Annotated in this window: 24 protein-coding genes; 17 read left to right on the forward strand and 7 right to left on the reverse strand. The window is 43.2% G+C overall.

The window, feature by feature from the left end:
• Positions 1 to 9: 9 nt before the first annotated feature.
• Positions 10 to 264: a phosphoribosylformylglycinamidine synthase subunit PurS gene (purS, locus tag RHM67_RS15790; protein WP_322227851.1), complete on the forward strand. Its 255-nt coding sequence runs from the start codon at positions 10 to 12 to the stop codon at positions 262 to 264.
• A 135-nt stretch (positions 265 to 399) separates the two neighbouring features.
• Here purS and RHM67_RS15795 read toward each other — a convergent pair whose 3' ends face one another.
• Together RHM67_RS15795 and folK are read right to left on the reverse strand one after the other, a co-directional pair.
• A complete protein-coding gene (locus RHM67_RS15795; RefSeq protein ID WP_322227852.1) occupies positions 400 to 777 on the reverse strand; it encodes an Hpt domain-containing protein in 378 nt (125 codons plus the stop codon).
• A gap of 23 nt (positions 778 to 800) precedes the next feature.
• The gene (gene folK, locus RHM67_RS15800) at positions 801 to 1,280 is read right to left on the reverse strand and encodes a 2-amino-4-hydroxy-6-hydroxymethyldihydropteridine diphosphokinase (protein ID WP_322227854.1); all 480 of its coding nucleotides are present in this window, start codon (positions 1,278 to 1,280) and stop codon (positions 801 to 803) included.
• 81 nt (positions 1,281 to 1,361) lie between these two features.
• On the opposite strand from folK, the gene sppA reads away from it, so the two are divergent.
• From sppA to RHM67_RS15835, 7 genes are all read left to right on the forward strand, one after another.
• Positions 1,362 to 3,137 (forward strand): signal peptide peptidase SppA, encoded by a 1,776-nt coding sequence (gene sppA, locus RHM67_RS15805; RefSeq protein WP_322227856.1) that lies wholly within the window; start codon positions 1,362 to 1,364, stop codon positions 3,135 to 3,137.
• Between the two features lie 126 nt (positions 3,138 to 3,263).
• On the forward strand, positions 3,264 to 4,943 hold the full coding sequence (locus tag RHM67_RS15810) for a helix-hairpin-helix domain-containing protein (protein WP_322227858.1): 1,680 nt from the start codon (positions 3,264 to 3,266) through the stop codon (positions 4,941 to 4,943).
• Between the two features lie 100 nt (positions 4,944 to 5,043).
• Positions 5,044 to 6,027, forward strand: a complete 984-nt coding sequence (gene rfaE1, locus RHM67_RS15815) for a D-glycero-beta-D-manno-heptose-7-phosphate kinase (protein WP_322227860.1) — start codon at positions 5,044 to 5,046, stop codon at positions 6,025 to 6,027.
• 147 nt (positions 6,028 to 6,174) lie between these two features.
• Positions 6,175 to 6,729: a D-sedoheptulose 7-phosphate isomerase gene (locus RHM67_RS15820; RefSeq protein WP_322227861.1), complete on the forward strand. Its 555-nt coding sequence runs from the start codon at positions 6,175 to 6,177 to the stop codon at positions 6,727 to 6,729.
• 18 nt (positions 6,730 to 6,747) lie between these two features.
• On the forward strand, positions 6,748 to 7,254 hold the full coding sequence (gene rfaE2, locus RHM67_RS15825; protein WP_322227864.1) for a D-glycero-beta-D-manno-heptose 1-phosphate adenylyltransferase: 507 nt from the start codon (positions 6,748 to 6,750) through the stop codon (positions 7,252 to 7,254).
• Positions 7,254 to 8,231, forward strand: coding sequence for a glycosyltransferase family 9 protein (locus tag RHM67_RS15830; RefSeq protein WP_322227865.1), 978 nt, complete (start codon positions 7,254 to 7,256; stop codon positions 8,229 to 8,231). The genes rfaE2 and RHM67_RS15830 overlap by 1 nt, the downstream gene beginning before the upstream one ends.
• Before the next feature lie 20 nt (positions 8,232 to 8,251).
• A complete protein-coding gene (locus RHM67_RS15835; RefSeq protein ID WP_322227866.1) occupies positions 8,252 to 8,731 on the forward strand; it encodes a SixA phosphatase family protein in 480 nt (159 codons plus the stop codon).
• 68 nt (positions 8,732 to 8,799) lie between these two features.
• Here RHM67_RS15835 and dprA read toward each other — a convergent pair whose 3' ends face one another.
• On the reverse strand, positions 8,800 to 9,900 hold the full coding sequence (gene dprA / locus RHM67_RS15840) for a DNA-processing protein DprA (protein WP_322227869.1): 1,101 nt from the start codon (positions 9,898 to 9,900) through the stop codon (positions 8,800 to 8,802).
• Positions 9,901 to 10,157: 257 nt separating this feature from the next.
• Between dprA and RHM67_RS15845 the strand changes: the two genes are divergently transcribed.
• Entirely contained in the window at positions 10,158 to 10,535 is a 378-nt protein-coding gene (locus tag RHM67_RS15845) for a BlaI/MecI/CopY family transcriptional regulator (RefSeq protein ID WP_322227871.1), read from the forward strand.
• Complete coding sequence (locus RHM67_RS15850; RefSeq protein ID WP_322227872.1) at positions 10,532 to 12,463, forward strand: M56 family metallopeptidase; 1,932 nt, start codon at positions 10,532 to 10,534, stop codon at positions 12,461 to 12,463. Before RHM67_RS15845 ends, RHM67_RS15850 begins: the two co-directional genes overlap by 4 nt.
• A 35-nt stretch (positions 12,464 to 12,498) precedes the next feature.
• Here the strand turns inward: RHM67_RS15850 and rsmG are convergent, their stop codons facing one another.
• Genes rsmG through RHM67_RS15865 form a run of 3 tightly spaced genes read right to left on the reverse strand, consistent with a single transcriptional unit; the run spans position 12,499 to position 14,736 of the window.
• Complete coding sequence (gene rsmG, locus RHM67_RS15855; protein ID WP_322227873.1) at positions 12,499 to 13,125, reverse strand: 16S rRNA (guanine(527)-N(7))-methyltransferase RsmG; 627 nt, start codon at positions 13,123 to 13,125, stop codon at positions 12,499 to 12,501.
• Positions 13,115 to 13,720: an RNA polymerase sigma factor gene (locus RHM67_RS15860; protein ID WP_322227876.1), complete on the reverse strand. Its 606-nt coding sequence runs from the start codon at positions 13,718 to 13,720 to the stop codon at positions 13,115 to 13,117. The genes rsmG and RHM67_RS15860 overlap by 11 nt, the downstream gene beginning before the upstream one ends.
• The gene (locus tag RHM67_RS15865; protein ID WP_322227877.1) at positions 13,711 to 14,736 is read right to left on the reverse strand and encodes a glycosyltransferase; all 1,026 of its coding nucleotides are present in this window, start codon (positions 14,734 to 14,736) and stop codon (positions 13,711 to 13,713) included. Before RHM67_RS15865 ends, RHM67_RS15860 begins: the two co-directional genes overlap by 10 nt.
• A gap of 734 nt (positions 14,737 to 15,470) precedes the next feature.
• On the opposite strand from RHM67_RS15865, the gene tgt reads away from it, so the two are divergent.
• The 4 genes from tgt to RHM67_RS15885 all read left to right on the forward strand — a co-directional run bounded on the left by tgt (position 15,471) and on the right by RHM67_RS15885 (position 19,770).
• Complete coding sequence (gene tgt, locus RHM67_RS15870) at positions 15,471 to 16,601, forward strand: tRNA guanosine(34) transglycosylase Tgt (RefSeq protein WP_322227878.1); 1,131 nt, start codon at positions 15,471 to 15,473, stop codon at positions 16,599 to 16,601.
• Positions 16,602 to 17,717 carry an LptF/LptG family permease gene (locus RHM67_RS15875; protein ID WP_322227879.1) on the forward strand — a complete coding sequence of 372 codons (1,116 nt, stop codon included), beginning with the start codon at positions 16,602 to 16,604 and terminating at the stop codon, positions 17,715 to 17,717.
• A gap of 9 nt (positions 17,718 to 17,726) precedes the next feature.
• Positions 17,727 to 18,650, forward strand: a complete 924-nt coding sequence (locus tag RHM67_RS15880; protein ID WP_322227880.1) for a DMT family transporter — start codon at positions 17,727 to 17,729, stop codon at positions 18,648 to 18,650.
• Positions 18,651 to 19,485: 835 nt separating this feature from the next.
• Entirely contained in the window at positions 19,486 to 19,770 is a 285-nt protein-coding gene (locus RHM67_RS15885; RefSeq protein ID WP_322227881.1) for a hypothetical protein, read from the forward strand.
• 51 nt (positions 19,771 to 19,821) lie between these two features.
• Here the strand turns inward: RHM67_RS15885 and ispE are convergent, their stop codons facing one another.
• Entirely contained in the window at positions 19,822 to 20,625 is an 804-nt protein-coding gene (gene ispE / locus RHM67_RS15890) for a 4-(cytidine 5'-diphospho)-2-C-methyl-D-erythritol kinase (protein ID WP_322227882.1), read from the reverse strand.
• A 170-nt stretch (positions 20,626 to 20,795) separates the two neighbouring features.
• On the opposite strand from ispE, the gene RHM67_RS15895 reads away from it, so the two are divergent.
• From RHM67_RS15895 to RHM67_RS15905, 3 genes are read left to right on the forward strand one after another with little or no spacing between them, the layout of a single operon-like run.
• Positions 20,796 to 21,617, forward strand: a complete 822-nt coding sequence (locus RHM67_RS15895) for a thymidylate synthase (protein ID WP_322227883.1) — start codon at positions 20,796 to 20,798, stop codon at positions 21,615 to 21,617.
• A gap of 10 nt (positions 21,618 to 21,627) precedes the next feature.
• On the forward strand, positions 21,628 to 21,804 hold the full coding sequence (locus RHM67_RS15900; RefSeq protein ID WP_322227884.1) for a hypothetical protein: 177 nt from the start codon (positions 21,628 to 21,630) through the stop codon (positions 21,802 to 21,804).
• Entirely contained in the window at positions 21,801 to 22,283 is a 483-nt protein-coding gene (locus RHM67_RS15905) for a dihydrofolate reductase (protein ID WP_322227885.1), read from the forward strand. The genes RHM67_RS15900 and RHM67_RS15905 overlap by 4 nt, the downstream gene beginning before the upstream one ends.
• Positions 22,284 to 22,301 lie beyond the last annotated feature (18 nt).

The following is a 22,301-nucleotide window of genomic DNA, read 5'->3' on the forward strand; positions in this document are numbered from 1 at the left end:
AAAAAACTGATGAAAAAATTCCTGGCCGAAATTGATGTAATGCCGAAGAAAGAAATACTTGACCCACAAGGAAAAGCCGTAACCGGCAGCATGAAAAACCTGGGCTTATCTGAAATACAAAACGTACGGATAGGTAAACACATCACCCTCGAAATTGAAGCCGACAGCACCGAAACCGCCAACGCTAAAGTTGACCAAGCCTGCAAAAACCTGTTAGCCAACCTTATTATGGAAAGCTACACCTTTACGGTTGAGGAAGTATAGTTAAAGTCGAAAGTCTGTATTCTACAGTCGAAAGTCTTTTTAAAGGTTACACAAAATAAACAGAAAGGGCAATCACATGGTGATTGCCCTTTCTGTTATATGACTTAAAACTTCTGACTGGAAGACTTTCGACTCCTACAAATTCGCTTCTTTTTCTTTCCTAATTTTCTCCAGTTCGATAAGATTGTTTTCTACCACTTCTTTAACGGCATTAAAATTGGCCTTTATTTCTTCGGGGTTTTCACCGCCGGCTTTGCAGGCCAGTTCAACAACTTGTATGTTAGCCTGGCTTTGTGGCATCCCAAAAAAGCCCAGGTTTGGTTTTAATTTATGTGCAGATTGTGCCGCAACAACCCAATCGCCGGCATTTATGGCATCAGTAATAGCCGTAATTAACTGAGGTGTTTGCTCCAGGAACATCCCGATAGAATCAACAATAAAATCGTCGCTGCCATCGGCAATTTCGTATAAAAACGACAGGTCAAGGTCTTGTGGTGGTAAGTTATCTGGCATCGTACAAGTTTATGATCTTAAATTTACACCTTTTTTACGGTCAAATCGTCGTTAAGGTTATTTTTCAACTCTAATATAGTTTTATTTAACACAGGATGCACCAAATTGGGCGCTATCATTCCCAAAGGCTCTAAGGTAAACCTTCTGTTATGTAATTGTGGATGGGGCACAGTTAGATTTACATCTTTAATGATCTCATCCCCATAAAACAAAATATCGATATCAATCGTGCGGCTTCCCCATTTCTCTTCCCGCTTGCGGCCCAGCTCGATCTCAATGGCCAATATCTTTTCCAATACTTTTTGTGCCGATAAAACGGTTTGCAGCAATATAACCTGGTTCAAATAATCGGGGAGGTCCGTTTTTCCCCATGATTGTGTTTCGTAAACAGGCGAGGTTTGTTGTATAGGCGCTATCTCCTGCCCTATGCGCGATATTGCGCTGTGCAAAAACAAATTACGGTTGCCAAGGTTGCTGCCCAGCAGTAAAAAAACATTAATCATGTTGTAACAAATAGTGTGTACGAGGCTCTTAATAGTAAGCTAATTACTAAGTTTGCATATATAGATTATTTATAACAGTTAATGAAACAATTCTTCAAATTTGTATTCGCCACAATAGTAGGTTTTACCCTTATTTTCGTTATAGGGTTTGCAATTTTATTAGGAATAATTGCTGCAGCCAGTAGTGATAAGACGGTGGATGTGGACGCCAATTCGGTGCTGCATATCAAATTTACAACCCCAATAAATGAGCGTACGCCAAATAACCCATTAGCAAATTTGAGTTTTTTGGGCCTCGATGGCGAAAAATCTATCGGCCTTAACGATATATTGGCAGGCATTAAAAAAGCCAAAACCGACGATAACATCAAAGGTGTTTTCCTGGATGAAAGCTACATGATGAGCGGCCAGGCCACAACCGAAGAGATCCGTAACGCGCTTATCGACTTTAAAAAATCTAAGAAATTCGTAATCGCTTATTCTGAAATTTACACCCAGGGGTTTTACTACCTGGCATCTGTTGCAGATAAGGTTTACATCAACCCAAAAGGCATTTTCGAGTTTAGGGGCTTTAGCTCCGAGATCACCTTCCTGAAAGGCGCACTGGATAAATTAGGCATCGAGGCACAGGTTATAAAAGTAGGCACTTACAAAAGCGCTGTAGAGCCTTACATCCTTACCAAAATGAGCGATGCTAACCGTTTGCAGGTTACTTCTTATTTAGGGTCGATGTATGATTATTTCCTTACGGGAATTGCTAAAAGCCGTAACATCAATAAAGATTCATTATTTAATTACGCCAACAGCGGCCTCATCCAACAACCGGAAGATGCCCTAAAATACAAGCTAATTGATGGCTTAAAATATAAGGACGAGATCCTGAGCGACCTTAAAAGCCGCACCGGGAAATCTGAGAAAAAAGATATATCGAGCGTTGAACTTGCCGACTACCTAAAAAGCAGTACTAAAACCACTACAGATCCTGATGATGTATCTTCATCAAACCGTATAGCCATTGTTTACGCATCGGGCGAAATTAACGGTGGCGATGGCAACGATAACAGCATTGGGTCTGAAACCATCTCCAAAGCCTTGCGTAAAGTACGTATGGACGATAAGGTGAAAGCGGTTGTTTTGCGTGTAAACTCACCAGGTGGCAGCTCGCTGGCGTCTGACGTGATCTGGCGCGAGGTAATGCTCACCAAAAAAGTAAAACCTATTATTGTTTCGATGGGTGATGTTGCAGCATCAGGCGGTTATTATATAGCCTGCGCGGCCGATTCTATCATTGCCGAGCCAAATACCATTACAGGTTCCATTGGTATTTTTGCCATACTGCCCAACATGCAAAAACTATTTACCGATAAATTGGGCCTTAGTTTTGACGGCGTAAAAACCGGTAAATATGCCGATCTGGGTGATGTTAGTCGCCCCCTTACACCCGAAGAAAGGGCTATCCTGCAAAATAGCGTAAACCATGGTTACGACGATTTTACAAAAGCGGTAGCCGCAGGCCGTGGCAAAACACAGGCTTACATCAACAGCATTGGCCAGGGCCGCGTGTGGACAGGCACCCAGGCTTTAAAAAATGGTTTGGTAGACAGGTTGGGTAACATTAACGACGCTGTAGCTTCTGCCGCTAAAAAGGCAAAACTTAAAGATTACAAGCTGGTATCCTACCCCGAGCAAAAAAGCATCTTCAACAAATTTGGCGAAGGTTTATCTGCCGAGGTTAAAGCGCATTTCGTACAATCCGAACTTGGCGACAACTACCGTTACTACGAACAAATAAAAGGCGTTACCAAAATGATGCGCACCCCGCAGGCACGCATGCCTTATGATGTGGTGATAAAATAATATTTTCGAGCCTATAGTTGATGGTTCATGGTTGATGGTACGAAATGTGCTGTTGAAACTATGAACCATTAACTATTATCTATGAACTCCCCCACCACTTTTGTATTTTTACCGCATATCTAAATTATGGAGAACAAACCCATAGCGCGTACGCTTCGTTTATTGTCGCAATTGATGGAATTGAACGAGGTAAACCCGTTCAAAATAAAGTCGATAGCTAATGCTGCCTTTAAGGTAGATAAGCTACCCTTTCAGCTTGCAGGTAAATCACTTGCCGAGTTAGAGACGATTGACGGCATTGGCAAAAGCATCGCGTCAAAAATTGCCGAACTGCTGGAAACCGGCACCATGGCCGAACTGCAGGACATGCTCGACAAAACGCCCGAGGGTGTAGTAGAGATGATGAATATCAAAGGCATCGGTGCAAAAAAAGTAGCCATCATCTGGAAAGAGCTTGGCATCGAAAACGTTGGCGAGCTATACTACGCCTGTAACGAGAACCGCCTTATTGAAGCCAAAGGCTTCGGGTTAAAAACCCAGGACGAGATCAAAAAGGTGATCGAGTTCCGCATGGCGGGGAATGGTAAGTTTCTTTATTCGCAGGTAGAGAAGGAAGTTAAAAACCTGATGGAAGAGATTAAAGGAATCTTTCCGGATGCGCTTAAACATGTGGCCGGCGAATTTCGAAGGCTTAACGAGATCATCAGCGAATTGGTTATAGTTGTAGGCAGCCTAAACCAGCAAGTAGCTTTTGAAGCTTTAGCTGAGTTGGATACCTTACAAAATGTTGTTTTAAACGGAACTCATATCTCCGCGGAACTGAAAAACGGCCTGCTGATCGATATTATCTGTGTTGACAAGGCAGACTACTATTACGAGCTGTTTGTAAATACCGGCACAACCGATCATGTGGAGGAAGTACTATCCCGCATCAACATCCCGCTGGAGCAGCCTGAAACCGAAGAAATCATCTATCAAAAAGCAGGCCTCGCCTGGATGCAACCCGAGTTGCGCGAAGGCACCATTTTTATAGAGAAAGCGGCAGAAAATAAACTGCCAACACTGATAAGTTATCACGATTTAAAAGGAACTCTGCACAACCACAGCACCTGGAGCGATGGCGTAAATACGCTGGAAGAAATTGCGCTTTACTGCCGTGATGAGTTGAAACTGGAATACCTTGGCATCTGCGACCATAGCAAAAGCGCCTTTTATGCAAAAGGTTTAAGCATCGAGCGGGTATTACAGCAACAGCAAGAGATTGACCATATTAATAAAAAGATAACCGGTTTCCATATTTTTAAAGGTATCGAATCTGACATATTGAATGACGGCGCGCTGGATTACCCGGACGAGATCCTGAAAAAGTTTGATTTTATTGTGGCATCGGTACACTCCAACCTAAAAATGAGTGAGGACAAAGCCACCGCCCGTTTAATAAAAGCGATAGAAAACCCATACACCACTATATTAGGCCACCCTACCGGCAGGCTTTTGCTAAGCCGCAAAGGGTATGATATAGATTACAAAAAAGTAATTGACGCCTGCGCTGCCAACAATGTGGTGATAGAAATAAACGCCAACCCGGTAAGGCTGGATCTTGACTGGCGCTGCCACCAATATGCGCTGGATAAAGGCGTTATGCTATCTATAAACCCGGATGCGCACCGTAATAGCGGCTTCCACGATATGGAGTACGGTACAAATGTTGCCCGCAAAGGGGGGGTAACAAAAGAAATGTGCTTAAACGCGCTATCTTTAGCAGAGATTACCAAAGTTTTTGAAAAAAAGAGAAAAGGTCAGTAAAGACAGAATTTGTCTGAACCTGAATTTTCAGAATTAAAGAATATTCAGAATGACCAGGTTTGAAGTCAGCAATGATTTAATGACCCAATGATACGAAAGAATGTTAACAGATAAAGTACGCGAACTTCAACAGTCGGGCCCAACACCAAACATTTTGGTAATTGGCGACCTAATGATCGATCATTATATTATAGGTGATGCCACCAGGCTCTCGCCCGAGGCACCCGTGCCCATCGTGAACGTAAAAAAGGAATTTACTACACCGGGTGGCGCAGCTAATGTCGCTCAAAATTTATTGTCGCTTGGTGCTAAAATTTCTTTAGCTGGTATCACAGGTGATGATGCCGATGCAGTGCGATTAACCGATATTTTAGTTGAAGAAGGGATAAATATAGATGGTATTTTTAAAGATACCACCCGCCCTACTACGGTAAAAACCCGTATAATGGCAGGCAGCCACCAGTTGGTACGTGTAGACAGGGAGGTTACAAACCCGCTAACCGAAGCCCTGCAAGCCGAATTTATTGAGCAGATAAAAGCGGGCATTGCGCAAGCGGACATTGTTATATTTTCGGACTACAATAAAGGCTTATTTTCTGAGGAACTTACACAGCAACTTATTGATGAGGCCAACAACCAAGGTAAAAAAGTAGTTATTGACCCTAAAGGCCTTAATTACGGTAAATATAAAGGTGCCTACATCATCAAGCCAAACCGCAAGGAACTGGCCGAGGCTGCCAAAACCGAAAAGATCACCAATATTGAAGAAGTGCAGCAAGCAGCCCGCATCATCCTAAAACAAACTGGTGCGGAATACATTGTGGTAACCCTATCTGAACAAGGTATGGTGATAATTAGTGAGTTGACTTACAAACTGTTACCGGTAAAAGCTACATCCGTATTTGACGTGACAGGCGCAGGGGATACCGTTATTGCCACCATGGTTTACTTTATAGCCCAGGGAATGAATGTAGAAGAAGCCTGCGAATTGGCTAACCATGCTGCCGCCATTGTAATTAGGCAAACCGGCGCAGCAGTTACTACAGTTGATGAAATACTGGAAGACATTAGTGGCAGAAGTTAGATATTTGTGTCCCAATAGCTATAGGGAAGAGATTAGATTTTAAATCTTAAAACTTAAGGTTGCTTAAATTTAGGATTTAGAGCTTAGAATTTAAGATTTAATTTTAGCTTTAGAATTTAAAGTTTTAGAAATCAGGATTTAAAAGAGATGGTTATTGAAGAACTATACGAGCATCAAAAATTAATACAGCTGGTTATCCAAAACCTTACGGGCGATATCGAGACGGCTTGCCATACCATGGTATCTGTATTAAAAAATGGTAAAAAGGTACTAATTGCCGGTAACGGCGGCAGCGCGGCCGATGCACAGCATATAGCTGCGGAATTAAGCGGCCGTTTTGTAAAAGAGCGTAAAGCCCTGCCCGGTATAGCCTTAACGGTTGATACATCGGCCCTTACGGCGATAGCGAATGATTATGGCTACAACCATGTATTCTCGCGCCAGATAGAGGCTTTGGCCCAACCCTGCGACTTGTTTATCGGGATCTCTACAAGCGGTAACAGCCAGGGAATTTTGAATGCATTTGAAACAGCTACTAAAATTGGCTGTAAAACGCTTGGTTTATCCGGCCGCGATGGTGGCAAAATGAATGGCATCTGCGATCTGAATATCATTGTTCCATCAGACATTACGGCAAGGATCCAGGAAATGCATATCCTTATCGGCCATATCCTGTGCAAGGCTGTGGATGAAGCCTATTAATTTTCTTAGCTTTATAACATGCGCCACGATCTCGAAAAAACACTCCTCGGCAAAATAACTACCCTGCCCCAACTTATCGCAAGCATCGCTGCATGGAAAAGCGAAGGCAAAAAAGTGGTGTTTACCAACGGCGTATTCGATCTGTTGCATTTGGGGCATATTACCTACCTATCTAAAGCTGCCGAACTGGGCGATAAACTTATCATCGGCTTAAATGCGGATGCATCGGTGAAAAGATTAAAAGGCGAAAGCCGCCCGGTAAATGATCAGAATAACCGTGCAGCGCTATTAGCGGCCCTGTTTTTTGTAGATGCCGTAATATTGTTTGAAGAAGATACCCCACGCGAACTAATTACCCACCTGATGCCCGATGTATTGGTTAAAGGTGCTGATTATACGGTAGAAAATATTGCCGGTGCCAAAGAAGTATTAGCCAATGGCGGCGAAGTGAAAACCATCACATTGGTTGATGGCTATTCTTCTACTTCCATCATTAATAAAATACGGGCACAAACGGTAAGCTGATGAAAATATTGGTTATCCGCTTTAGCTCGATGGGTGATATTATATATACCACACCAGTTGTGCGATGCCTAAAAAAGCAGTTGCCGGATGCCGAAGTGCACTTTCTGACTAAACCAGCCTTTAAATATATTTACGATAATAACCCCTACGTTGATAAGCTGCTGCTGCTGAAACCAGCCCTTAGCGAAACCATAGCGGAGATCAAAGCAGAGGGGTATGATTGTATTATAGACCTGCATAATAACCTGCGTACCGCTATAATCAAATTGCGTACGGGGATCAGATCGTCCACCTATAAAAAGCAAAGCATCCGTAAGTGGCTCAGCCTTAAGTTTAATTTGAAGCTGGTGCCGCCTACGCATTTGGTGGATAGGTACCTAAAAGCAGTCAGGTTTTTAGGCGTGACCAATGACGGTAAACCTATCGATTACTACATTAAACAAGATTACCAGCTACCTGCCCTGCTCCCGGCATCCCACCAAAATTATGTGGCTTTTGTAATTGGCGCTACACATTTTACAAAGCGGATGCCCAACAAAAAGATCATCAGCATTTGCAGGCAGATCAATTCGCCAATTATACTTTTGGGCGGTAACGATGTAAAAGCCAATGGCGACGAAATTGCCGCGGCTATCGGCACAAATATTTATAATGCCTGCGGGGTTACCACGCTTGATGAATCGGTTTTCCTGGTATCGCAAGCCAAAAGCATTATTGGTTTTGATACCGGCCTTACCCACATTGCAGAAGCTTTCGACAGGCGCATCGTATCTATCTGGGGCGGCACCGTGCCCGATCTTTTGGGCGTACAACCCTACATGGTTAAAGATGTTTTAGTAGCCGGGATTGACCTGAGCTGCCGCCCATGCTCGAAGTTTGGACTTGAAAAATGCCCGCTCGGGCATTTTAAATGCATGCACGACATTCCCGAAGAACCTATAACTGCGTTTACAAACAATGCAGCCGCGTTGCTGTAATTACTATATATCTACACGCCATGAAAAAGTTATTGCTGATCCGCCATGCTAAGGCAACCCACGAAAGTGGCTTTGTTGATTTTGAACGCCCGTTAACCGATAAAGGTTTCCGGCAAGCCGAATTGATAGCCGCGCGATTGCAGGCGAACAGCATTCAACCGCAAATATTGGTTGCAAGTCCCGCTTTGCGTACCCTGTCTACCGCAAACGTTTTTAGCCAGGTTTTAGGATTACAGCAAGCAATTACTGATAAGGCGATATACGATGCCAGCGAAAGTGCATTATTAAAAGTGATTGACGGTTTACCGCAGGATAAAGATTTTATTGCCCTTGTGGGTCATAATCCGGGTATTAGCCAAGTGCTTTATTACCTAAGCGGGGCTATTAGGGAAGTGCCCCCATGCTCGGTAGCGCTAATAGAATTTGAACTGGACACCTGGACAGAGATCTATGAAGCAACAGGAAAACTTGCCTTTTATGATACGCCGGGCTCCCTCTAAATCTCCCCCGGTAAGGGAGACTTTTTTATTTTAAGTCCTCCCTTTCGGGGAGGGTTTGGGTGGGGCTGTTAATTCACCTTATACATTTTCCCGGGTAACGACCGGATAAAACCCTGCAACTCCATATCAAGCAAGGTCATAGCTAACTGGCTCATAGGCATATTGGCTTTTATCGACAGGTCATCAATTGCCAGGGGAAGTTTATTTTGTTGGATGATTTCGTAAACCGCGCGTTCTTCCGCAGATAGGTCAATCGGCAGTATTAATTGTTCAGGCGGGCTTGTGATATCACTATTTTTTTCCCAACCCAGGCTGTAGGCCAGATCGGCAACGCAGGTTAGCAGGGCCGCTTTGTTATTACGGATCAGGAAATTACACCCTTCAGAATATTCGTCCCCCAACCTGCCGGGGAAAGCAAACACATCACGGTTATAACTATTGGCGATCTCGGCAGTGATCAACGCGCCGCCTTTTAGTCCGGCTTCTACCACAATGGTAGCATCTGCCATGCCGGCAACAATGCGGTTACGCGACGGGAAGTTCTCTCTGTTTGGCTTTGTGCCCGAGGGATATTCTGTTAAAAGCCCGCCATTTTGCTGCATCTTTTCGGCAAGTGAACTATTTTGGGTCGGATACATCCTATCGTAACCATGCCCAAGTACACCAACCGTTGGCACATTTAGCGCGATACTTTCGCGGTGCGCGGCTGTATCAATACCAAGGGCAAGCCCGCTTACTATTAAAATATTATAATCCTGCAGTTCCTCAATGAGTTGCTTGCACAAATTACGGCCGTAATCAGTAGCGTTACGGGTGCCTACAATACTAATGATGCGATGATTATTAAGGTTGGCGTTACCTTTTGAATAGAGTAGCAGAGGCGAATCATGGCAGTTTTTCAGGTTTCGCGGGAAACGTGGATCGGTATAGTATAATACATCCACTTTGTTGTTTTCGATGAACTTCAACTCCTGCTCGGCCCTGCGCAAGGCCTCATTAAAGTCGGATAGTTCAAGTCTTTTCGCGCCTACCCCACGGGCTTGGGTTAAGGCCTCCTTCGATTTTTTGAATACTTCTTCGGCACCACCAAAGTGGCTCGCCATTGACCGGGCAAGCACCGGCCCTATTTTATTTACAAATGTTAAAGCAACCTGGTGTAGTAGTGACATGTATTTTTCTGAAGCCCTAAAATATATATTTTCCTAAAATAATTAGCATTTATAGGTGAAATAAATTTGTTAGCGGCAATCAAACAGCCTTGTCATGATTAGCCTGTCGAACCATTAGCGGACTATTCCCCCCGCGCGCGCTTCGACAAGCTCAAACTGACAACCTCTATTTTAAAAATAATTTAAAGAAACTACAAAAATAGTTTGCAAACTATAAAAATAGTTCTACCTTTATTCAACTACAAAAATAGTTTGCTATGCAATTAAAAGAACTTACCAAGGCCGAGGAACAGATCATGCAGATACTGTGGCAATTGAAAGAAGGAATAGTAAAAGATATACTGGAGAAGATCCCCGAACCCAAGCCCGCTTATAACACGGTATCAACCGTGGTGCGCGTGCTGGAGGGCAAAGGATTTATAGACCATAAAGCATACGGCAATTCGCATGTGTACTTCCCCCTTATTAGTGAGGACGATTATAAGAAGTTTACGTTTGATAAGCTGATGACCAACTACTTTGATAATTCCTACAAAAGCCTGGTATCGTTCATCGCCGATGAAAAAGACCTTGGCCTGAAAGAATTGGATGAATTGACTGAACTGATCAACAAACTTAAATCTCAAAAAAAATGAGCTGGCTGCATTACCTGATCGAGGCAAATATTTACCTGAGTGTATTTTATTTGTGCTATTGCTTATTCCTGAACGGTGATACCCATTACCTGCTGGGCCGTGTATACCTCATATTTAGCTGCATAATTGCCTTTGTACTGCCGGTTACGCAGTTGAGTATCTTAAAACCGGTGATTCCTGAGATAAGAATTGAAGAGCCGCTTCCTTCGATAAATTTTAACCCGGTAAGGGTGCAGCAAATCAAATTTGCAGAACCCGTTAAACACTTTACGTTTGACGACGCTATGGTTTATATCTACGTAGCGGGTGTGGTTATTGCACTTTTTGTGTTGATATTCCGCCTGCGTAAGCTGTATATCCTTACACGTAAAAATCATTCATTGTATCAGGATCAGTACAAACTGGTTAAACTGACTGATGAGAACACCGCTTTCTCATTCTTCAATTACCTGTTCATTGGCAGCAACGTACCCCAGGCCGAAACCATTATAGCGCACGAGTTAGTGCACATCCGCCAAAAACACTCGGCAGATATTATCTTTTTGGAAGTTGTAAAAGTTTTTAACTGGTTTAACCCTTTCATCTACCTTATCCAACGCAGCCTTAAAACCATCCACGAGTACATAGCCGACGAGCAAACCGCCGCCTATGAGCAGGACGCCCTCGCCTACTCTTCTTTTTTATTGAACAACGCCTACGGCATACAGGGCAGTACTATAGCGCATTCATTCTTCAATTATAACCTATTAAAAAAGAGGATCATTATGTTAAACAAAAACCGATCGGGTAAGTTAGCGAGGCTAAAGTACCTGGCAGCGCTACCGCTTTGCGCGGGCATGCTCTGCGCATCTACCCTGGTGTTTAGTAAAGATTATGGCTTTATTGACCTGGCCCCGCGAAAAACTGCCGTACCCGCAATTAAACCTGATACCACTTTTGCTGTACGCCCGCCGGCCATTTTTGGTAAAAATTTCGTACTACAGGAAAATGGTTACCTAATAAATAAAAAAACAGAATATGCTACAGTTACCATAACAGATAAAGCCGGCAACAAAAAAACTTATAACAGCACTAATGCCACAGCGGCCGACCGTAAGATGCTAATGGAAAAGTACAACTACAAGTTTTTTAATTATAATATGAAGGCGTTCATCAAAGAAGCATCGGTAACAGACAAGGCCTTTAGTACAAATCCCAAGCTTCTGCCACCACCACCGCCGCCTGCTCCCCCTGTACAAAAACTTATGCCGCCCCCACCGCCGCCTATTGCTCCTTTAAAAACAAGTTTCCGGGATTTTGGTGATTATTTAAACATGAATGTTAAATATCCGAAAGCCGCCTTTGATAAAAAAAGCCAGGGAAGTATATCGTTAACATTTAGCGTTAATAAAAATGGTCACATCAGCAATGTAAAACTAAGCGGAAACCAAAGAATGGGCTTTGATGATGCTTTATTAAACTCAGTAAACGGCTATAAAGGCCAAATAAAAGATAAAGCCGGCGATTATACCATGATTGTGAACTTTATTATCATTGGAGCAAAACCGGTTACTTTCCCGTCACCGGCAAAACCGGGTAACTATGTAGGCGAAATTCATGTTTTAGGTATGACAGCCGAGCAGCGCAAAAGGCTAACCCCACCACCACCGCCGCCTGCCCCGCCAAAACCAGCAAGATCAGCTAACGTAAAACCTGTTGAGCCAATTGAAATTGTGCCGCCTGCTGTTAAGAAGAATGATGCAGCCCAAGTTTGGGGCACTGCAAAAGCGCCACTAATATTTGTAAATGGCGAAAGGTTTAAATTAAGCGAGCCGGTGCCAACCGGTAAAAAAGTATATATAACCGCATCAGATTCATCTGTTGTACATACCAAAGGTGATGCATACGCTTTAAACAAGTGGGAGCCGAAACAAAAAACCGCGTTATAGAACTATTTGGTAAATCATCAATCATAGTTAAGTGATTACCCCTTCACATAAATAACCTGCTTGGTTTCAAAAAACTCCTCCTCAAAGTAGTCTTTGAGATGATATTGCTGAACGGCTAAACCCGCTTCGGCAATTTCTTGTGTAAGGTCCCCGCCTTTTAAATACAGGATGCCGTTAGCTAATTTATTATTAGATTTTTTGCTGAATTTGCCCTTCACCCATGGGTAAAAATCTTTCAGCTGCGTAACCGCGCGCGATACCACAAAATCAAACTGCTGCTTAATCTCTTCGGCACGGGCGTGGGTGCCTTTAACGTTTTGCAAGCCTAAAGCCGCGGCAACTTCGTTAACTACCTTTATTTTTTTGCCGATAGAATCAACCAAATGGAAGTTTGTTTCGGGGAACATAATAGCCAATGGTATCCCAGGGAAGCCACCACCAGTGCCTACATCCAGCACATTTTCGCCGGGTAAAAAGGGCATCACCCTGGCTATACCAAGCGAGTGCAGCACGTGGCGCTCGTAAAGCAGGTCGATATCCTTACGGGATATTACGTTGATCTGGCTGTTCCAAAGGGTGTAAAGTTCCTGCAGCCGGGCAAACTGTGCTTGCTGTTCAGGAGTTAGGCCGGGAAAGTATTTGAGCAGGATATCAGATGTCATCCTTATTATGGCGGTTAATCACATTACCTAACAGGTAGCGTGCCCTAAACAATTGCGCCTTAACGGTGCCCAGAGGTAGGTCCAGCTGTTGTGCTATCTCCTCGTACGATAACTCGTCGAAATAGCGCAGGGTGATCAGGTTACGGTAACGGATGGGTAAACTTTCTATCAGTAATTTAAGTTCTTCTGTCTGTTGTTTTTTGATGGACGACTCCTCGGGATTCAGCAAGTCCGATTTGATCTGCAGCGGCTTTTCGTCGCCATCCTCATCCAGCATCCCGTGTATCGATTGAGTATTCAGCTTTTTCTTGCGGATAAAATCTATACAGTTATTGGTAGCCACACGGAAAAGCCAGGTACTAAAGGCGTACTCAGGCTGGTATTTTTCCAGTTTTTCAAAGGCTTTGGCAAAGGTTTCAACCATAAGGTCGTTGGCATCCTCCTTGTTGTTCACCATCTTCAACACCATAAAGTAAATGGAATCTTTATAGCGGTGCATCAGGTCGGCATAAGCTTTCTGGCTGCCCTCCCTTGCCTTTACAACCAAGTGAAAATCGTTCTTCGCATTTTCGGTAAAATTCTTATTTATTTCCATCTGGTGGTTTTAATAAAGGTACCTATCAATCCAAACACGTTTAAATATATGTAATATATCATATCAAAAAAGGGCAATGACCATACCAGATCACCGCAGGCCAATCGTTTAAATACCTTGCTATAAATAATTAACTGTAATGCTAACCTAAAAACCACTACGCCTATAGCTAACAGCGGCTCAAATTTGAACACCAGGCACAATATAAATAAAACATAAAATAAAAAGCCGCTAACCGCATCAAAACTAAGCGCGCGCCTGTGGATATTTTTATACAATTTACCTACGCCCATATGTCTTTTCTTTTGCCTGAACCAACCACCAAGGGTCGATTTAGCATCGGTATAAATAAAAGTATCGGGGTGTATCTCAATTACTGTATTTTCCGGTGTGGAGTTTTGGTTTACAAAAAGGTCGTCATCGCCGGATATTACGTGCATATGCGCCGCGAAACCCTTCGCCCCAAAAAATAAGGTTTTGGTATACGCCAGGTTACGGCCAATGCCCATGTAAGGGTTACCATTAAGCGCTGCCGATAGGTAGTTAAGAGCAGTCTTCAAGGTCTCGAACCTAATGAACGGGTTTAAGAAATTACCTGTACGGGTGTATGGCGAATAGCCTAAAACGATCTGCGTGCTGCCGGTAAACTTGGCCGCCATACGGGTGATCCAGTTTAGGGTATCGGGCTTGCAATCGGCATCGGTAAACAAAAGGTGCTCGTTTTTAGCCGCTTTGATACCCAGTGTTAAAGCGAACTTTTTACCGGTTTTAAAGCGGACATGCTCGGTAATGGTAACCACCTTAAGGTGTGCAAACTCGCGCTGTATATCCTGCAAAACCTCGTCAGAATTATCGCTCGAGCAATCGTTTATCACAACCACCTCGTAATCGGGATAATTTTGCTGTAATATATAAGGTAAGTTTTCGGTAAGGTTGCGGGCCTCATTTCGGGCGCTGATGATAACGGAAATGGGCACGCTTGGCGCTGGTATTGCATCCTGCAGGCTATAGCGCATAAGCTTACTGTGATTACTAATGAGGTAATACAGCTGCACAATAAAACATAACTGAAATAGAACAAATAATGCCTCTTGTATATAAGCTTCCAAACCCCTTAATAATAAGGTGCAAAGTTGATAAAAAAGGTTGTAATGTTGTAACATTTTAAGGTCGAAATGTTAATATATTTAATATAAGCCCCTACTTTTGATGTGTATTATTCCATAACCGCCAATTTCACACCATTTATATCGATTATTTTGGTTATATTAGTATGTAGGCTGCTCAAATAATCACCAATCTCTAATTATGGCGTTACCTACGGCCCGGGCTTTACGCTCATACTGCGCAGGCCTTATCCGTTAGCCAACGGGCTGCATACGCTGCAATCCTTAACGCAAATCTGCTATGCAAGGAGACGCGAAGTATCGCGTGTCTACAGATGTTTTTAACGTATAGACGCGATACTTCGCGTGTTTTGGAGATACAACAATTTCATTGCCGTTGGCTTCAGCCAACGGATAGCGAACATACATAAATGGCTTTAGCCTAAATTAAGTATGAATATTTGGCTAAAGCCATCTAATATGTTTAACTATTCCGTCCCTTAAAAGTGACGGCAATAAAATCTAAATTATTTTGTTTTCGCAGGCTTCATATCGTGTACTTTACGTTGCCCCTTTACCACTTTGCATCTCCACATTTCTGTCACCTCATAACCCGCAAACTTTTGTTAATTTTACGGGGATAAATGAAATTTAATTTAACAGCACAAGACCCCCTTTCTAAAGCCCGCGCGGGCGAGCTGACTACAGACCACGGGGTTATACAAACGCCAATTTTTATGCCTGTAGGCACAGCCGGCACGGTAAAAGCAGTACATCAGCGCGAGCTGAAGGACGATATTAAGGCGCAGATCATATTAGGGAACACCTACCACCTATACTTAAGGCCGGGGTTAAACACCATTGAACAGGCCGGTGGCCTGCATAAATTTAACGGTTGGGAAGGCCCTATTTTAACGGATAGCGGCGGTTACCAAGTGTATTCGCTTACCGATGTTCGTAAAATAAAGGAAGAAGGCGTAACATTCCGGTCGCATATAGATGGGTCTAAACACCTTTTTACGCCCGAGAATGTGATGGATATCCAACGCATTATAGGTGCCGATATCATCATGGCATTTGATGAGTGCACGCCCTACCCCTGCGATTATAACTATGCCAAACGCTCTATAGAGATGACCCATCGCTGGCTTAAACGCTGCTGCGACCGCTTTGACACTACAGAACCTAAATACGGTTACGACCAAACGCTGTTCCCTATTGTACAGGGGTCGGTTTATAAGGATCTGCGGGTGCGTTCTGCAGAGGTTATCGCGTCTTTTGAGCGCGAAGGAAACGCCATTGGCGGCCTCAGCGTAGGCGAACCGGCCGAAGAAATGTACGCCATGACCGAGGTAGTTTGTAATATACTGCCCGAGCATAAGCCACGTTACCTAATGGGTGTGGGCACGCCACTTAACCTGTTGGAAAACATTGCTTTAGGTATTGATATGTTTGATTGTGTGATGCCTACCCGTAACGCGCGTAACGGCATGTTATTTACCAAAGAGGGCATCATTAACATTAAAAACGAAAAGTGGAAGAACGATTTTAGCCCCATTGAGGCCGATAGCGATCTTTTTGCCGATACCTGTTACAGCAAAGCATACCTGCGCCACCTCATACATAGCGGCGAAATGCTGGGCGCGCAGATAGCAACCCTGCATAACCTGCACTTTTACATATGGTTAGTTAAGGTAGCACGCAATAAAATCATCAGCGGTGAGTTTTACGACTGGAAGAAAGTTATGGTAACCCGTTTAGGCCAAAGATTGTAAATGAAGCGCTTTTTAGATAAGCATTTAACCATTATAGATTCCTTTATCATGAGGAAGTACCTGGGCACATTCGTGTTCACGCTGGGTATTTTTTTGGTGATATCGGTTGTGTTTGACGTATCAGAACACCTGGACAATTTCCTGGGGGATGCTACCACGATACATGATGTAATATTTATTTATTACGCCGGCTTTGTGCCATTTTATATGATGCTACTATCGCCGCTGATCAACTTTTTAGCGGTAATTTTCTTCACGGCCAAGATGGCCAACCAGACCGAGATCGTCCCGATACTGACCAGTAAGGCCAGTTTTTACCGGTTTATGAGGCCGTATCTAATCTCCGCATCACTTATATTTTCAGTTTCTATACTGCTAAATCTTTACGTTTTACCATACACCAACAAGCTAAAAGTAACATTCGAAGCCTTGCATTTCTTTAAAAACGACGCTCCGTCCAAGAGCGAAGTGCACATCCAACTGGATAAACGCACCTTTGTTTACCTCGAAACTTACGACCCAAGCCTGCAAACAGGCTACAATTTTACCCTCGAAAAATTCGATGGGGATGAGTTAAAAGAGAAGCTTACTGCCACCAGCATTAAGTTTGATTCGCTCAAAAACAGGTGGACTTTGAACACGCCAACCATCCGTTATGTGAACGGTTTAAAGGAGATTTTAAAACAAAACATGCCTTCTTTAGATACCGTTTTAGACATGCGCCCGGTAGACTTTGAAGCCCACGATAACGTGATCAGCAACATCTACGGGGCCATGAGTTTGTCTATTTTAAACAAAGGAATTGAGAAAGAAAAGACCCGCAGCACGGGTGTTATTGTAGATATGCAATTCGAAAAATACAGGCGTTTTATAGAACCATTATCAACCTTTGTGCTCACTTGTATAGGCGTTGCTATCTCCTCCAGGAAGGTTCGCGGAGGGGTTGGGCTGCCACTTGGGATAGGGATTTTTATCTGCTTTACCTACATCGTGGTTAACAAATTCGCACTGGTTTTTGCCATTAAAGGAGGCTTCCCGCCATTAATAGCAGTGCTTACACCCAGCTTAATTTTTGGCACCTTAGCCTATATCCTCATCATCAAAGCACCAAAGTAATCAACAATAATGGCCGAAACGGGTATCAATTCAGGACGAAAAAATGTGATTTCGGGACTAAATAAAAACCTATTAATCCTCCATTTTACCGTTTTTATTTGGGGATTTACAGGAATTTTGGGCCAGGCGATCACCATTTCGGCCGTTAATTTGGTTTGGTATCGGGTGCTAATTGCAACCTTATCGTTGTTTTTATACTTCAAATTCAACAAAACCGCGTTCAAAATTGAGGCGAAAACGGTGCGAAAATTGGCGTTTACGGGCGCTTTAGTGGGCGGTCACTGGATACTTTTTTTCGCTTCTATCAAGCTTTCTACCATCCCTGTGGCCTTGGTCTGCCTCTCATCTATCACCCTTTTTACCGCCATTTTTGAGCCACTGATCAATAAAACACGTATCTCTAAAATGGAAATCGTAGCCGGAATTTTAATAATTATCGGCATCATTCTGATCTTCAAATTCGAATCTAAATACACTAAGGGCATCATATCCGGGCTTGTAAGCGCTATACTGGCCAGCCTTTTCTCCATCATCAACAGCCGCTTTGTAAAGAAAATGGACGCCCCTGTGATCGCATTTTACGAGCTGAGCGGCGCGCTGTTATGGATCACTATTTACCTTTTTGCTACCGGCGGGCTGGCAGAGTTTGCCATACCTAATCTCTCAGATATTGGTTACCTGGTTATCCTCGGCACCGTATGTACAGCCCTTGCGTACGTTGCAGGTGTATCTGTAATGCGCGAGATCTCGGCTTTTAAAGTAGCGCTTGTTACCAACCTGGAGCCGGTGTATGGCATCATTATGTCGTTCCTTTTCTTTGGCGATATGAATAAAATGTCGATTGGTTTTTGGGTTGGGTCTGTTATTATTTTGTCTACCGTTTTCCTGTTTCCTGTTGCCCAAAAGCAGGTGGCCAAGCGCCGTAACCGTTAATCTTTACATCCTTTTTTCGTAAAGATCATGTCTCCTTTATGCCTCAACTCCACGGGTAGGGGCAAAGCACGCCTCCATTTCCAAGGCATTTTAAGCCATTGTAAGCCATCCTGATTTTTAGAGGTACGATTTCACACCACAAACTTTTTGGGCGAAATGGTGCCATTTTCCAAAATCAATTAGTGTATTAAATTTAATATCCACTTTTACTTATAAACAAGCCCTAAAAACGGCTTAAATTTCATAATAAAGTTTGAATATACAATTCATAAAAATTAAATAATAGTTTGATAATCAATGCAATATGAAATTTATATATATTAAAAATTGACATATATCAAATTTAAAAAAATTACAAATACTAATAATTGTAGTAATTTATATTATAAGCACCATATAACTCATTTAGTTTATTGTAAATGAGATATTTAAACAAGGTTAAATAACGTAAAAATTCGCTTTGCTTAAACAGTAAGTAATTCGGAAGATAGTGTACCGAACTGGAAAGTTGAGATTTAAAATAAATTGGGGCAGATGCCGAACGCGTATACAGATTTGAATTTTGAGCGAAAAATCGGGATCAAAATTCAACGCCCGTTCAATCGGTATAAGGCGATTATCGTGCCATAAAAACTGAGATAGAATTTATTTGCAGGGGAAATTGAAAAGCCATTTGCCGGGTTGCGATTTTAAAAATAGATCTTAGGGTGTCTTGACCCGCCCGGTTTTATTCCGGTCAGAATTTCCCGTCAGGTTTTCGATTATCAAAATCCGGTATTTTAAAAATAGGTTTTAAAATCGCATCTTGTAGAAACTTAAAACCGGGGAAGAAACGATGAGCATCAAAAATATTATCGCGCTTGTAATTGTGGTGTTACTAACCATCATCATCATGCAAAATACCGACGAGGTGAAATTCACACTTTTGTTTAGTACGGGCTACATGTCGAAGTTGCCGGTGATGACAGCGATCGCGGTGTCGGCGTTTATTTTAGGCATACTGGTTGGCCGCCCAAAAAACAAGAAGTACAACATCAGCGAGCACTATGATGAGCTGCACGCAGATGAGGATAAAAATACACTAAGTGACGAAGACAGGGATTATATCAGCAAAGATTAGATGTGAGGTATGAGACGTTAGATTTGAGATAGATTCACATTCCATACCTTATCACACATTTTCAAATACCTGGTAGTGTTCCTTCATGTCATCAAGGTTTGGCGCTGTCTCAAAAATGCCAAAAACGGATGCGCCGCTTCCGCTCATACTCGCGTAAACGGCGCCATGCTCATACAGTTCTGCTTTTACGCCACGTATAATGGGGTGGTCGCGGAAGATATGGCCTTCAAAATCATTCTTAATATGCCCTCTCCATGCCGTAAGGGGTGTTTTTACCTGGTCGTATAACGAGTCGCGAACGGCAGCCGGTTTTACGCCTCTGTACGCTTCTGCGGTAGATACATGCTCATCAGGCATCACCAATACAATTTTATAGGCTGATAGGTCAAGGTTGATGGGTTCAAACTCATCTCCCTTCTCAAACGCGAAAACCGGCCTGTTACGGATAAAGAAAGCACAGTCGGCGCCAAGCGCGCGGGCGTAATCTTCCATCTTGTCATCACCAAGCTCAAGCCCAAATTTATCGTTCATCAGTTTAATGAAAAATCCGGCGTCGGCAGATCCGCCTCCAAGCCCCGCGCCTATCGGAATATTCTTCTTCAGGAAAATTTTCACGGGCGGTATATCGTGATTTTGTCTCAGTAGATGATAACCCTTGATGCAAAGGTTGTCTTCCAGCCTGCCGGGGATGTCCAAACCGTCAGATTCAAAACTCAGTTTATCGGCCTCCACCACCTCCAGCACATCGTTAATTTTGACGGGGTAAAAAACGGTTTCCAGATCATGGTAACCATCGGGGCGGCGGGCAATAATATTAAGGCCGATATTTATTTTGGCGTTGGGAAATGCTATCATCAAAAATTCAATTAACACCGCATGTATTTATACACATCAGTAGGATACCAAAAATAGATTATTTTTATTTGTAGTGATTTTTAAAAGTGAATAGTGGGTGGTTGATTGGGAGAATGGTTATTCTCTTTTCTAACTACTCACCATTTAACCACTCACCAATAAACTAACAAATGAAACAGTACCTCGACCTGATGCAGCATGTGATGGATAACGGAGCGCAAAAGCATGACCGCACCGGTACGGGCACATTAAGCGTGTTTGGTTACCAGATGCGTTTTAACCTGCAGGATGGCTTCCCGATGGTAACCACCAAGAAACTGCACCTGAAATCTATCATCCACGAGCTGATCTGGTTTTTAACCGGCAATACCAATATACAATACCTGAAAGATAACGGCGTACGCATTTGGGACGATTGGGCCGACGAGAACGGCAACCTTGGCCCGGTATACGGCTACCAATGGCGCAGCTGGCCTACGCCCGATGGCGGCCACATAGATCAGATAACACAGGTTGTAAACCAGATCAAAAACAACCCGGATTCGCGCCGCATGATGGTATCGGCCTGGAACGTTGCCGACGTTAACCAGATGGCGCTGCCACCGTGCCACAGCCTGTTCCAGTTTTACGTGCAGCCTGCTGATGCTTCAAAAGGCGAAACCCGAGGTAAATTATCCTGTCAGCTATATCAACGTAGTGCCGATATATTTTTGGGGGTACCCTTCAACATTGCATCCTACGCCCTGCTTACTATGATGGTAGCCCAGGTGTGTGATCTTGATTGTGGTGACTTCATACACACCTTTGGCGACGCTCACATTTATAACAATCACCTGGAGCAAGCCACGCTGCAATTAAGCCGCGACCCAAGGCCACTGCCAACTATGAAAATAAATCCCGATGTAAAAAACATCTTCGATTTTAAGTTTGAAGATTTTACATTGGAAAACTATGACCCGCATCCGCATATTAAAGGGATGGTTGCGGTTTAACAATATTTATATGTTTGCAATACAAACACGAAAAGAAATACATGATCTGATAAATGAACTACCTGACAAACATTTATTAGAAGTTTTACAATACATAAAACATATTATAAATGATGCTACCATTGCTAAGCATATAGAAAACATCATTGAGGAAAATAAAGAACTTTTTACAAGACTTGCCCAATGACAATAAGTATCATAGTAGCCATAGCCCAAAATTACGCCATTGGTAAAAACAACCAGTTGCTTTGGCACATGCCGAAGGACCTTAAACATTTTAAGGAGATCACATCCGGCCGCACCATTATTATGGGGCGCAAAACCTACGAGTCGGTAGGCAAGCCCCTGCCAAACCGTCGCAATATTGTGGTCACAAGACAGGATATAGAGATCCCCGGCTGTGAAGTGGTAAAATCTATCGATGAAGGCCTGTCGCTTTGCGCGCACGATGATGAAGTGTTTATTGGCGGCGGGGCCGAGATATATCGCCAGGCTATGGATAAAACCGACCGTATTTACCTCACAATAATCCACAAAGATTTTGAGGCCGATACCTTTTTCCCCGAAATTGACTACGTGAAATGGGACGAAGCCAGCCGGCAATATAACGAGCCGGATGAGAAAAACCCGCTCCCTTATTCATTTATCACACTAAACCGCCGGTAACAAAAACTTAGAATATTT

This window comes from Mucilaginibacter sp. 5C4, assembly GCF_034345625.1.
In the GTDB taxonomy this organism is placed as follows: Bacteria; Bacteroidota; Bacteroidia; order Sphingobacteriales; family Sphingobacteriaceae; genus Mucilaginibacter; species Mucilaginibacter aurantiaciroseus.